This is a genomic window from Rhodococcoides navarretei, from assembly GCF_038069675.1.
GTDB lineage: Bacteria > Actinomycetota > Actinomycetes > Mycobacteriales > Mycobacteriaceae > Rhodococcoides > Rhodococcoides navarretei.
In genome coordinates, this window is sequence record NZ_JBBPCN010000001.1 from 370,807 (window position 1) to 383,077 (window position 12,271).

Below are 12,271 nucleotides of genomic sequence, written 5' to 3' on the forward strand. Positions count from 1 at the left end.
TGTGGTCACCAGACTCCCTCCGGATGTGCTCTCGCCACGACCTGCATCTCGGCGATCAGCGGCCCGAACGCTTCGGTGTGAATGCCGCGCCGGCCACCGCGGCCGCCGATGTTGCCGACGGACTTGCCCTCGGGTGCATCCAATTCTGCTGCATGCAGTACCTGCGCCAGAACGGAATCGAACTCCTCGCGAACGTCGCGTGGGTCGACGGCGACACCGACCTTCGCGAGCGCGATCTCTTCGTCCGTCGGGACGAAAAGTTCGGAGACATACGGCCAGATGCGCGTCACGGCCTCGCGGACGCGTCGCTTCGATTCGTCCGTTCCGCAACCCAGAGTGACGACCCATCGAGCCGCGTAATCACGGTGGTAGGTCAGCTCTTTGACGCCCTTGTTCGCAACCGCGGCGAGAACGGGGTCGCGGGATTCCTGCAGGCGAGCGAATACAGCGAGCCGCCACGTCGAGAACACCAGCAGGCGCACCTGAGATTTGGCGAAATCACCGTTGTCGAGCTCGGTGAGCCGAACGTTGCGGAAGTCGGCGTCGTCGCGGAAGAACGCGAGAGCATCCTCTGCGGGTGCGGGCGAGGTAGCCGAAATGACCGGCACCACCGTCGGATCGGCTTTCGCGGCGCGGGCCAGCAGCAGCCGAGCCTGCCCGAGCAGATCGAGGCCGACGTTGGCCAGCGCCACTTCCTCTTCGAGTTCCGGTGCGCGGGTGCTCCACTCGGCGAGGCGCTGCGAGCTGATCAGCGCATCGTCACCGAGCATGAGGCAGTACGCGGCAAGGGCTTTCAGGTCGACGTCGTCGGGAACGGTGGTATCGACTCCGGCGAGCGGGTCGTCGAAGCTCGTCCCGAATGCCCACTGCCCGTGCGAGTCCTCGTCGACGAGGCCCTCGTAGGCGCTGTCGTGATCGGTCATGAGTGCTTGTCCTCTTGAAGTATGGGTCTCACATGTGGGGGACGTTGTCGGGGATCTCGTAGAAGGTCGGGTGGCGGTAGACCTTGTCGCCACTCGGTGCGAAGAACGGATCCTTCTCCGACGGCGACGACGCGACGATCGAATTGGACGGAACCACCCAGATGCTGACGCCTTCGTTGCGGCGGGTGTAGACGTCGCGAGCGTGACGAAGTGCCATGTGGTCGTCGGCAGCGTGGAGTGATCCGACGTGTACGTGGTTCAGGCCGCGTTTGCCGCGGAGGAACACCTCGTACAGGGGCCAATCAGCCTTGACTGCTTCCTTTTTCGGCTCGACCGGAACTCCCTCGGTAGGCACTGCTCCGTGGCCGCCTTCTGCGGTGAACTCGCTCATGATGCTGCGTTCCTTTCGGCAAATGCGGTCGCGGCCTCGCGGACCCAGGCACCGCCGTCGTGGGCTGCTCGACGGTTCGCGATGCGCTCGACGTTGGAGGCTCCGTTGCCCTTGATCACCTGCATGAACTCGGACCAGTCGGGCTCGCCGAAATCGTGCGACTTGCGCTCCTCGTTCCACTTCAGATCCGGGTCGGGGAACGTGACTCCGAGTGCCTTCGCCTGCGGGATCGACATGTCGACGAAGCGTTGGCGCAGTTCGTCGTTGGTGTGGCGCTTGATGCCCCACTTCATGGACTGCTCGGTGTTGGGGGACTCGTCGTCCGGCGGGCCGAACATCATCAGTGCCGGCCACCACCAGCGGTTGACGGATTCCTGAACCATGGCGCGCTGTTCGTCGGTGCCGCGCATCATCGTCGCGAGCAGTTCGTAGCCCTGGCGCTGGTGGAACGACTCCTCCTTGCAGACGCGGATCATCGCGCGTGCGTACGGCCCGAAGCTGCTGCGGCACAGGGGAACCTGATTGCAGATCGCTGCGCCGTCGACGAGCCAGCCGATGGTGCCCACGTCGGCGTACGTCAGGGTGGGGTAGTTGAAGATCGAGGAGTACTTCTGCTTGCCCTCGATGAGTTTGACCGTCAGGTCGGCGCGGTCTGCCCCCAGCGTCTCCGCGGCGGAGTACAGGTAGAGGCCGTGGCCGGCTTCGTCCTGCACCTTGGCCATCAGGATCGCCTTGCGGCGCAGCGACGGCGCGCGGGTGAGCCAGTTGCCCTCCGGCTGCATGCCGATGATCTCGGAGTGCGCATGCTGGGCGATCTGACGGATGAGCGACTTGCGGTAGCCGTCGGGCATCCAGTCGCGAGGCTCGACGCGCTGCTCACGGGCGACGGTCTCGTCGAACCCGTCCTGCAGCGTCTCGGCGGACAGGGTGTTTGACGTGGTCATAAGTCCTACTTTCATTACCGAATGATCGGTTGGTAACCAGTATGCCTGGAAGTGACCCTGGGCACAAGAGCGGCGAGAGCGGCTTCGCCGCACGTGCGCGAAAATTCGTAGCAGGGGTCGAGTTTCCGCTCACATGCCGACGAAGGAGGCTCTTTTCTTGGCAAGGAAGGCATCGACGGCGGCTCTGTGGTCGACGGTCTGGCCCAGAGCGGTCTGTGCCTGCGCCTCGCGGTCCAGTGCGTCTGACAGTCCGGATCGCGCGATCAGCGACTTGACCTGCTTGTAGGCCCTGGTCGGACCGGACGCGAGGGAGGTGGCCAGCGTGCGTGCTGTTTCGAGAACGTCCGCGTCGTCGACGACGCGATGCACCAGGCCCCAGTCGAGGGCCTGGGCGGCTGTGACCTTGTCGCCGAGCAGCATCAGACCCGCCGCCCGACTCGATCCCAGTGCCTCGACCAACGTGTAGCTCAATCCCGAGTCGCTGGCCAGGGCGATACCGGTGAACGCCGTCGCGAACGAGGACTTGGTACCGGCGACTCGGATGTCTCCGGCGAGTGCGATGCCCAGACCTGCACCGACGCACGCGCCGGGGATGGCGACGACGATCGGCACCTCGAGCGCTGCGAGCCTTCGGATGACCGGGTTGTAGTGCTCACCGACGGTATCCATCGCTGTGGCCGGGTCGGCTTCGAGTGCGGGGACGTGCTCGCCTAGATCCTGGCCGACGCAGAAGTTCTTGCCCTCGGCGGTGATGAGCACGGCACGCACCTCGGGTGCGGCCGCGTTCTGAACGGCCTCGGCCAGCGCGACCTTCGTCGCGACGTCGAGGGCGTTGTGTGCCTCGGGGCGAGCGAGCGTGATGGTCGCCAGGCCGTCGGTGATGTCGAACCGTACCGTCATGCGTTCGTCCAATCGTGAAAGCCGCGACCGGACTTGCGTCCGATGTCGCCGCGAGCAACCATGTCTCGCAACAACTGCGGGGGAGTGAACCTGTCGCCGAGTGTCGACGCCAGGTGTTCTGCGATCGCGAGCCGAACGTCCAACCCGACGAGGTCGGTCGACCGCAGTGGACCCATCGGGTGCTTGTAGCCGAGTTCCATGGCGCGATCGATGGATTCGGCGTCGGCGACGCCCTCCTCCAGCATCCGGATGGCTTCGAGCCCGAGGCAGACGCCGAGCCGGGAGGTCGCGAAGCCGGGGGAGTCGTTGACGAGCACCTCGGTCTTGCCCAGGAGCGACACCCATTGCTGCACCCGCTCCACCACATCCGCGGATGTGGCCGGCGCGCGCACGATCTCGACGAGAGTCGACGCCGGAACCGGGTTGAAGAAGTGCATCCCGATGAAGCGACTCGGATCACTGAGTGCTGCACCGAGTTCGGCGATGGAAATAGAGCTCGTGTTCGACGCGATGACCGTCTGAGCCCCGGCGATCTTGTCGATGAGAGCCAGCACCTCGACCTTGAGCGACGCGATCTCGGGCACCGCTTCGACAATCAGATCGAGCTCGGCGGGCAGATCCGCAGGCCCGGCGACGGTGGAGACCCGAGCAAGAATTGCAGCGGGGTCCTCGCTGAGCTTGCCGCGCTCGTGCGCTCGGGCCAAGCCCGTCGAGACTCGGCCGAGGGCTGCTTGTTGGTCGGCTGCTTCGGCGATGACGACGGTGGAACCGAGGGCCGCGAATACCTGGGCAATACCTGCACCCATGCGGCCGCCACCGACCACACCTACTGCGCGAGGAGCTGTCATTTCTTCTTCTCCAGAAATGCCGTCATCCGGCGTTGTTTGTCTTCGGTCTCGAACAGAACAGCCTGCGCGATGTCGTCGGCCCACGGGTGCGAACCGGGTGCATCGAGAATCTTTTTGGTCAGCTTCAGTGCCAGAGGTGCTTGCTTGGCGATGCGATCCGCGAGGGAATGCGCTGCGCCCAACGGCTCGTCGACGACGTCCAGCACCAGGCCGGAGCGGAGTGCCACCGATGCGTCGAGCGTCCGGCCACCGAGAAGTACCTGCTTCGCGACGGACACTCCTACCAGCGTCGGTAACCGGTAGCTGGCCCCGGCGGCAGCCATGATGCCCAGCCCAGGTTCGGGATTACCGAACACGGCCGTCGGCGACGCGATCCGGATGTCGCAGGCGTAGGACAGCTCGGCTCCACCGCCGAGGGCGTAGCCGCGGACGGCAGCGATCGTCGGCAGGGGGAGTGCGGCGATGCGGTCGAACAGGTTTCGGTTGATGCCGCGCAGTGCGTCGTCGCGGGTGCGGGCCCGCAGCTGATTGATGTCGGCACCCCCGGCGAAATGTTCGCCCGCGCCGGTCAGGATGACGATCTTCGGATCCTGCTCGACGAGCGCGCACACCTCGTGCAACTCGCCGATCATCTCGGAATCGATTGCGTTGCGCTGCTTCTCGCGATTCAGAGTGACGACAACGCGGTCCGTCAGCTCCTCGACGACGAGCGTGTTCACGGTGCCTCGATCAACATCGACACGCCTTGCCCGACGCCGACGCACAGGGTCGCGAGCCCGCGGGACGCCTTCTCGCGTTCCATGCGACCCAACAGCGTCAACAGGATTCGGGCACCCGACGAGCCGAGGGGGTGGCCGAGTGCGATCGCCCCGCCGTCGGCATTGACGATGTCCTCGTTCAGTTTCAACTGGCGGATGACGCCGAGCGACTGTGCCGCGAAGGCCTCGTTGAGCTCGACGGCACCGAGGTCCTCGACCGACCACCCGGCGCGAGTGAGCGCCTTCTGCGTGGAGGGCACCGGCCCGAGTCCCATGATGTGCGGTGCGATACCGGCACTCGCGCTGGTGACGATGCGGCCCCGAACCTCGAGGCCGTATTTGTTCACGGCCTCCTCGGAGGCCACGACCAGCGCCGACGCACCGTCGGTGAACGGTGAGGACGTTCCGGCGGTGACGATGCCGTCCTTGCGGAACACGGTCTTCAGCGTGCCGAGCTTCTCGAGTGTGGTTCCGCGTCGCGGCGTCTCGTCCTCGGTGACCTCGCCGTTCTTGGTCGTGACGGGCACGATCTCGTCGGCGAAGCGTCCGGCATCCTGGGCGGCGGTGGCACGCTGCTGACTGTGGAAGGCGAAGGCATCGGACTCCTCGCGGGTGATGCCCTCGCTGAGTGCGACCTCCTCGGCGGTTTCGCCCATCGACAGGGTGATCTTGGGATCGGTCCCCGCATCGTGCGAGGCGAAGGTCGGATTGGTGAATCGCCAGCCGAGGGAGGTATCGAAGATGTCGCCGGGCTTGGCCCACGCCGTCCCTGGCTTGGCCATGACCCACGGCGCGCGCGTCATGGACTCGACGCCACCGGCGACGATGATGTCGGCCTCACCGCTACGAATGGTGCTCGCGGCGTTGGCAACTGCCGTCAGGCCGCTCGCGCACAGGCGGTTGACGGTATATCCCGGCACCGTGTGGGGGAGTCCTGCGAGCAGAACCGCCATTCGAGCCACATCGCGATTGTCCTCGCCTGCCTGATTCGCGGCACCGAGAATCACCTCGTCGATCCGGTCGACGGGCACACCGGCTCGCCGGACTGCCTCGGCGACGACCAGCCCGGCCAGATCGTCGGGACGCACCGAGGCGAGGGCTCCGCCGTAGCGTCCGTGCGGAGTACGTGCGCCGGCCACGAGAAATACTTCGCCCACTGGGATCTCCTTCGTACGGTTGCGTCATTAATAACCGAACATTCGGTCGTTTGGCAAGGTTTGCTGCCCACGGTGCTGTGGAATCGGGCGCTGACTGAGAAGATGTGGCAATGACAACCGCACGCGCGCCGCGCAAGACCGGACAGCCAGGGCGGCCGGGATACGACCTGGACTCGCTGTTGGCAGTGGCGGTCAAGGTCTTCAACGACCGTGGATACGACGGCACCAGCATGGAGGTTCTGGCGAAGCGGCTCGGCATCACCAAGTCCTCGATCTATCACCACGTGTCCGGCAAGTCCGAGTTGCTCGAACTCGCGCTGTCGCGGGCGCTCAATGCACTGTTCGCCGTCACGACCGAGGATCGGGCCACGACCGGGCGATACATCGACCGCCTCGAATACCTGGTGCGACGCAGTGTGGACATCCTGTGTGCGGAACTGCCCTACGTGACGCTGCTGCTGCGCGTGCGAGGCAACACCGACGTCGAGCGCCGGGCTCTTGCCCGTCGGCGCGAATTCGATTCGTTCGTCACCGGGCTTGTGGTGGCCGCGGCCGAAGAAGGAGATCTGCGTGCCGGAGTGGATCCGGCGCTGGCGTCCAAGCTCGTGTTCGGCACGGTCAACTCGCTCATCGAGTGGTACCGCCCGCGCACCGGCGGATCCGTCGAAGAATTGGCCGACGCCGTCGTGGCGCTGACCTTCGATGGGCTGCGCCGCACGTAGACCCGGTGTCCGCGCACCTGAGTGTTCACTATCGGCGACCGTGCGCGGCTTTCCGCCGACCGGCGGCGATCGTGAACGCTCAGGTCCGCTCTTGGTCCTTGACATCTCGGCGTCCGACGGCGATGGTAATTACCGACCGAACGTACGGTGAGATGGAGGCGTTGTGAGCAGACTTCTGGAAAGCTATGCCCAGGGAGCGTGGTATTCCGCGAGCGACGAGGGAGCGCCGCTGATGAGCGCCATCGACGGCAGTGAGATCGCCCGGGTGTCGTCCAGCGGTCTCGACGTCGCAGGCATGGTGGACTACGCCCGCACCGTCGGCGGCCCAGCGCTCGCAGCACTGACGTTCCACGAGCGTGCAGCCCTGCTCAAGCAACTGGGCCTGACGCTGATGGCCGGCAAGGAGGAGTTCTACCAACTTTCCCGACACACCGGAGCCACCACCCGCGATTCCGGAGTCGACATCGACGGCGGATTCGGCACTGTGCTGAGCTACGCGAGCAAGGCCCGACGCGAACTCCCCAACGAGACGGTCTATCTCGACGGTGCCATCGAGCAGCTCGGCAAGAAAGGCACCTTCCTCGGTCAGCACATCTACACCTCGCGGCGCGGTGTTGCCGTGCAGATCAATGCCTTCAACTTCCCCGTCTGGGGCTTCCTCGAGAAGCTGGCACCCGCGTTCATTGCCGGTGTGCCGTCGATCGTCAAGCCCGCCAGCCAGACTGCGTACCTCACCGAGCTGGTGTTCCGACGGATCATCGAGTCGGGGTTGCTGCCCGAGGGTTCGGTGCAGCTGCTGTGTGGCAGCGCCCGCGGCGTCCTCGACCACCTCGGCGGCCAGGACTCGGTGGCGTTCACCGGATCCGCCGATACCGCTGCGACCCTGCGCTCACACCCCAACGTCGTCGGCGAAGGACTGCACTTCACGGCCGAGGCGGATTCTCTCAATGCGTCGATACTCGGTTCAGATGTGGCACAAAGTGATCCGGAATTCGATCTGTTCGTCAAGGGTGTCTTCACCGAGATGACATCCAAGGCCGGCCAGAAGTGCACGGCGATCCGCCGCGTGCTGGTGCCGCAAGACTCGGTCGAGCCCGTCATCGAGGCGCTGAAGGCAAAGCTGGAGAAGGTCGTCGTCGGTGATCCGGCCGACGAGGGGGTCACCATGGGTGCACTCGCCAGCATCGACCAGCGCGACGAGGTCCTCAAATCCATTCGTGGACTGACCAAGTCGGCGACGGTCGTCTTCGGCGATCCGGACGCCGTGGATTCGCGACCCGGTGCGTTCATGGCACCTGTGCTGCTGAAGGCCGGCGACAAGACCGCATCCGAACCGCACGAGATCGAGGCATTCGGGCCGGTATCGACGGTCATCGGTTACGAGAACACTGCAGACCTGCTCGATCTGGTCGCCCGCGGCAAGGGTTCTTTGGTTGCTTCATTGGTGACGAAGGATTCCGCCGTCGCGCGCGAGATCGTCCTGGGCAGTGCCCCGTACCACGGACGCATCCTGGTCCTCAACTCCGAGGACGCCAAGGAATCGACCGGCCACGGCTCGCCCCTGCCGGTACTGGTGCACGGCGGACCCGGCCGCGCAGGCGGCGGTGAAGAACTAGGCGGCATCCGCGGCGTCCTGCACCACATGCAACGCACCGCAATTCAGGGAACTCCGGATGTCCTGACGGCCATCGGCAACAAGTGGGTGACCGGCGCGAAGCAGACGACCGGCGACGTCCACCCGTTCCGCAAGAACCTGGGCGAGCTGAAACTGGGTGACACCATCATCGGTGGCCCACGACAGGTCACCCGCGCCGACATCGATCACTTCGCGGAATTCACCGGCGACACCTTCTACGCGCACACTGATCCCGAAGCGGCAGCGGCCAATCCGCTGTTCGGCGGCATCGTGGCGCACGGCTACCTGGTGGTCTCACTGGCCGCCGGGCTGTTCGTCGACCCGGCACCGGGCCCTGTCCTCGCGAACTTCGGCGTCGACAGCCTGCGATTCCTGACGCCGGTCAAGGCCGAGGATTCGTTGACGGTCACGTTGACGGCCAAGCTCATCACTCCGCGTCAGAGTGCCGACTACGGCGAGGTGCGATGGGACGCAGTGGTCGTCAACCAGGACGGCGATCCCGTCGCGACCTACGATGTTCTCACTCTCGTCGCGAAGCCCGAGGTCGCGTCATGAGCGTGCGAGTGGCCGTCTGTTACGGGATGCCCGAGGACCCTGCGGCATTCGATCGTCACTACGCAGACGTGCACGTGCCCCTCGCGCGTGCAGTTCCAGGGCTGGTCGACTTCACCTGGGGCACGCTCGACTCGCTCGACGATTCACCGCCGCCGTACTACGTGATCGCCAGTCTGTACTTCGCGGACGAGGCATCGCTGAAGGCAGGATTGGCCTCGCCCGAGATGACAGCGGCAGGCAAGGATCTGCGCAACTTCGCGACCGGGGGCGTCACGATGTTCACCCAGAACGAGCGATTGGTGTTGCAACCGTGACCGATTCGCCTATCGCCCGCGAGATGTTCGAGGTCGACGCCGCGTCCCGCAAGCTCGGCATCGAACTGATCGAGCTGTCACCTGGCCATGCGAGGATGTCGATGGTCGTCACCGAGGACATGGTCAACGGGTACGCCATCACCCACGGCGGCTACGTCTTTCTGTTGGCGGACACGACGTTCGCAATGGCTTGTAATTCGCACGACGATTCGGCCGTCGCGGCCCGCTGCGACATCCGCTATCTCCGTCCGACGAAGGTAGGAGATGTGCTCGTCGCCGACGCCGTCGAGCGTGCGAGGTTCGGCCGCAACGGACTGTACGACGTCTCGGTGACGTGCCGAGGCGAGCTGATCGCGGAATTCCGAGGCGACAGTCGCACCGTAGCCCGGTAACGGCACCGCACATGGAAGTACGGTGAGTCGGTGAGCACTGCGGATCTGTCTGCCCTGGCCGACGCTACGGCGGCTGCTGTGGGCGGTGCGGTATCGGTGATGGATCCACAGGGCTACGTCGTCGCATACTCGTCCGTTCCAGGCCAGCCGATCGACGACGTGCGACGCGACGGCATTCTGGGCAAGCAGGTCCCGGCTCGATACATGGTGCACCACATAGATCCGGACTTCCGACGCAGTTCGGCCGTCCACGTGGTCGATGTGGCCGGGGCGCTACCGCGTCTGGCAGTAGCGGTCTCGGCCCACGGCGAGTACCTCGGCTCCATCTGGTGCATCGTGTCCACCGCCCCGTCCGGCCCACCCGATCGTGGGGCGGTGACCGCATTGACTCGCGCGGCCGCTGCTGCGGTGCCATTGCTCCTTGCTCGACGTCGTCCGGCCGAACCCGGTAACCCCAGGGCACGTGCGTTGTTGACCGATCCCGCCGTCGTCACCTCGCCCGGTAGCTGCTTCGCGGTAGTGGCTGCGAAGGTGGACTCGGCGCAACCCGATGCCCTGCTCGTGCAGCTCGGGGGTCTGTTGGAGCTCACGTTCGGCGGCGAGGCAGATTCCGGGTTCATCGTCGACGAACACGTCGTGTTCTTCGTCGTGGCGAGGGACGACGACCGCGGTGTCGCCGAGGAGGCCGAGGAGGTACGACGCCGCGCGGAGGTGGCGTTCGGGGTGCCGGTGACCTTCGCGATCGGCGGGCCGCATGCGCGGCCTGCGGTGGCGCGTAGTCACGCACGCTGGGCGCTCGATGCGGTTGAGAATGGCGCGCATACAACGACATTCGAGCAGAGCCGGGTGGCGGTCACCCTGAACAGGGCGACCGATGCGCTGTCGGACGTACCGTTGGCGATTCCGGCCGTCGAACGGATGCTCTCCTCCGACGCTGCCGAAGGTACCGAGTACGCCGCGACGGTGCTGGCGTTGTTGGCGCATGAGTCCAACGTCGCCGCCGCAGCTGCGTCGCTGTACCTGCACCCCAACACCTTCCGCTACCGACTCCGGCGTACCAAGGAGTTGTTCGGGCTCGATCTCGACAATGCGGACACCCGGTTGCTGGTGTGGATGTCGCTCCGGCTCAGGGCCGGGCGGTGAGTACCTTGCCTGGATTGAGCAGATAGTGCGGGTCCAGTAGTTCCTTGATGCCACGCTGCAGTTCGGCTGCGACCGAGTCGAGTTCGGTTTCGAGAAGGTCCCGCTTGAGCAGTCCCACTCCGTGCTCGCCGGTGATGGTTCCACCGAGCGAGAGAGCGAAGGCCGCGATCTCGTCGAATGCTCGGTGAGCCTTGGCCAACGAGGACGGGTCGGTCGGATCCACGATGACCGTCGGATGAATGTTGCCGTCGCCGGCATGGCCGACGACTCCGATGACGATGCCCAGCCGATCAGCCACCCGACCCACCTCGTCGATCATCGTAGCGAGTTGCGAAATCGGTACGGACACATCGTCGACCAACGGTGAACCCAGGCGCTCCAGCGCGGGGTAGGCCAGTCGACGGGCCTGAACCAGCTGCTCCGACTCGACCTCGTCCTCGGCGACCGCCACGTCCGCTGCACCGGATTCGGTGCACAGCGCGGCGATGGCCTCTAGCTCTTCCACGGCACCCTCGCCGATGTCGGATTGGGCGATCAGCACTGCGGCGGCGTCGGTTCCGAAGTCCATCCGCGCGTAGGCATCGATGGCGGCAATGGTGGTGCGGTCCAACAGCTCGAACAGGCTCGGGGTGATACCTGCCGCACGAATCCGCGACACTGCCTCTCCTGCCGCGACAGTGGACGGGAAGGTAGCGGCCATCGTGAGCGGGGTTGCACTGGGGAAGTCGAGACCGACGGTGGCCTCGGTGATGATGCCGAGGGTTCCTTCCGAACCGACGAACAGGTCCGCAAGAGACAAGCCCGCGACACCTTTGACAGTGCGGCGACCCACGAACGTCGCGCGGCCGTCGGCGAGTACGACACGCAGACCACGCACGAACCGTGCTGTGACGCCGTACTTCACGCAGCAGAGCCCACCTGCGTTGGTGGCGATGTTGCCGCCGATGGTCGACGCCTCCCAGCTGGACGGGTCCGGCAGGTACGTCAAACCCTGTTCTCGGGCAGCGTCTTTCAGTTCCTTGTTCGTCACGCCGGGTTGCACGACGGCGACGCGGTTGACGACGTCGAGCTCGATGATCTTGTTCATGCGGCGGGTGTTGAGGGCGATGGCTCCGATGCTGGCGTTGGCGGCACCCGCCAGACCTGTCAATGCACCCTGTGGCACCACCGGAATGCGATGTGCGGACGCGATGCTCATGACTGCCTGGACGTCCGACTCGGTGGTCGGTAGTACCGCGGCGAGCGGAAGGGTGGATTCGCAGAGGGCTGCCGCGTCACGTCGGTAGCTTTCGAGGATGTCCGGGTCGGTCACCACCGCGTCGGCACCGAGGGCGCGCATCAGTTCGTCGATGACCGGCGAAAGTAGAACGAGGGTGGTCGGAGCAGTCATGAGTTCGAGTATGACCGGCGTCACTGGCGGTGTCTGCGTCGTTTCGGACGAACACTCGCGCTTCGGTCGGTAGATTTCGACGAACTTGTGAGCGGGCACGCTCGTCATGGCCTGCGCCACCTTGACAAAGCATCGTGTCGACGGTCACAGTGATTACCGACCGAATGGACGGTGAGTTATATCCGGTTTTCGGTCGCC

General features: G+C 65.3%; 13 protein-coding genes. 5 read left to right on the forward strand and 8 right to left on the reverse strand.

Going from position 1 to position 12,271, the window contains the following annotated elements; all coding sequences use genetic code 11:
- Window positions 1-5: 5 nt before the first annotated feature.
- From paaC to AABD04_RS01845, 7 genes are all read right to left on the reverse strand, one after another.
- Entirely contained in the window at window positions 6-923 is a 918-nt protein-coding gene (gene paaC / locus AABD04_RS01815) for a 1,2-phenylacetyl-CoA epoxidase subunit PaaC (RefSeq protein WP_341440014.1), read from the reverse strand.
- A 28-nt stretch (window positions 924-951) separates the two neighbouring features.
- Window positions 952-1,314, reverse strand: a complete 363-nt coding sequence (gene paaB, locus AABD04_RS01820; protein WP_037175753.1) for a 1,2-phenylacetyl-CoA epoxidase subunit PaaB — start codon at window positions 1,312-1,314, stop codon at window positions 952-954.
- Window positions 1,311-2,258, reverse strand: coding sequence for a 1,2-phenylacetyl-CoA epoxidase subunit PaaA (gene paaA / locus AABD04_RS01825; RefSeq protein WP_341440015.1), 948 nt, complete (start codon window positions 2,256-2,258; stop codon window positions 1,311-1,313). Before paaA ends, paaB begins: the two co-directional genes overlap by 4 nt.
- A 129-nt stretch (window positions 2,259-2,387) precedes the next feature.
- Window positions 2,388-3,158 (reverse strand): enoyl-CoA hydratase-related protein, encoded by a 771-nt coding sequence (locus AABD04_RS01830; protein WP_341440016.1) that lies wholly within the window; start codon window positions 3,156-3,158, stop codon window positions 2,388-2,390.
- Window positions 3,155-4,006 (reverse strand): 3-hydroxyacyl-CoA dehydrogenase family protein, encoded by an 852-nt coding sequence (locus tag AABD04_RS01835; protein WP_341440017.1) that lies wholly within the window; start codon window positions 4,004-4,006, stop codon window positions 3,155-3,157. Before AABD04_RS01835 ends, AABD04_RS01830 begins: the two co-directional genes overlap by 4 nt.
- Window positions 4,003-4,725 (reverse strand): enoyl-CoA hydratase/isomerase family protein, encoded by a 723-nt coding sequence (locus AABD04_RS01840; protein ID WP_341440018.1) that lies wholly within the window; start codon window positions 4,723-4,725, stop codon window positions 4,003-4,005. The genes AABD04_RS01835 and AABD04_RS01840 overlap by 4 nt, the downstream gene beginning before the upstream one ends.
- Complete coding sequence (locus AABD04_RS01845) at window positions 4,722-5,921, reverse strand: thiolase family protein (protein WP_341440019.1); 1,200 nt, start codon at window positions 5,919-5,921, stop codon at window positions 4,722-4,724. The genes AABD04_RS01840 and AABD04_RS01845 overlap by 4 nt, the downstream gene beginning before the upstream one ends.
- A gap of 110 nt (window positions 5,922-6,031) precedes the next feature.
- Here AABD04_RS01845 and AABD04_RS01850 point away from each other — a divergent pair, with 110 nt between their 5' ends.
- The 5 genes from AABD04_RS01850 to AABD04_RS01870 all read left to right on the forward strand — a co-directional run bounded on the left by AABD04_RS01850 (window position 6,032) and on the right by AABD04_RS01870 (window position 10,683).
- A complete protein-coding gene (locus tag AABD04_RS01850; RefSeq protein WP_222081366.1) occupies window positions 6,032-6,643 on the forward strand; it encodes a TetR/AcrR family transcriptional regulator in 612 nt (203 codons plus the stop codon).
- 163 nt (window positions 6,644-6,806) lie between these two features.
- The gene (gene paaZ / locus AABD04_RS01855; RefSeq protein ID WP_341440020.1) at window positions 6,807-8,834 is read left to right on the forward strand and encodes a phenylacetic acid degradation bifunctional protein PaaZ; all 2,028 of its coding nucleotides are present in this window, start codon (window positions 6,807-6,809) and stop codon (window positions 8,832-8,834) included.
- Window positions 8,831-9,148 (forward strand): EthD family reductase, encoded by a 318-nt coding sequence (locus tag AABD04_RS01860; RefSeq protein WP_341440021.1) that lies wholly within the window; start codon window positions 8,831-8,833, stop codon window positions 9,146-9,148. The genes paaZ and AABD04_RS01860 overlap by 4 nt, the downstream gene beginning before the upstream one ends.
- A 23-nt stretch (window positions 9,149-9,171) precedes the next feature.
- Window positions 9,172-9,540, forward strand: a complete 369-nt coding sequence (gene paaI / locus AABD04_RS01865) for a hydroxyphenylacetyl-CoA thioesterase PaaI (protein ID WP_341442931.1) — start codon at window positions 9,172-9,174, stop codon at window positions 9,538-9,540.
- 30 nt (window positions 9,541-9,570) lie between these two features.
- Complete coding sequence (locus AABD04_RS01870) at window positions 9,571-10,683, forward strand: PucR family transcriptional regulator (protein ID WP_341440022.1); 1,113 nt, start codon at window positions 9,571-9,573, stop codon at window positions 10,681-10,683.
- Here AABD04_RS01870 and AABD04_RS01875 read toward each other — a convergent pair.
- Window positions 10,667-12,073 (reverse strand): FAD-binding oxidoreductase, encoded by a 1,407-nt coding sequence (locus AABD04_RS01875; protein ID WP_341440023.1) that lies wholly within the window; start codon window positions 12,071-12,073, stop codon window positions 10,667-10,669. The genes AABD04_RS01870 and AABD04_RS01875 overlap by 17 nt on opposite strands.
- Window positions 12,074-12,271: the final 198 nt, after the last annotated feature.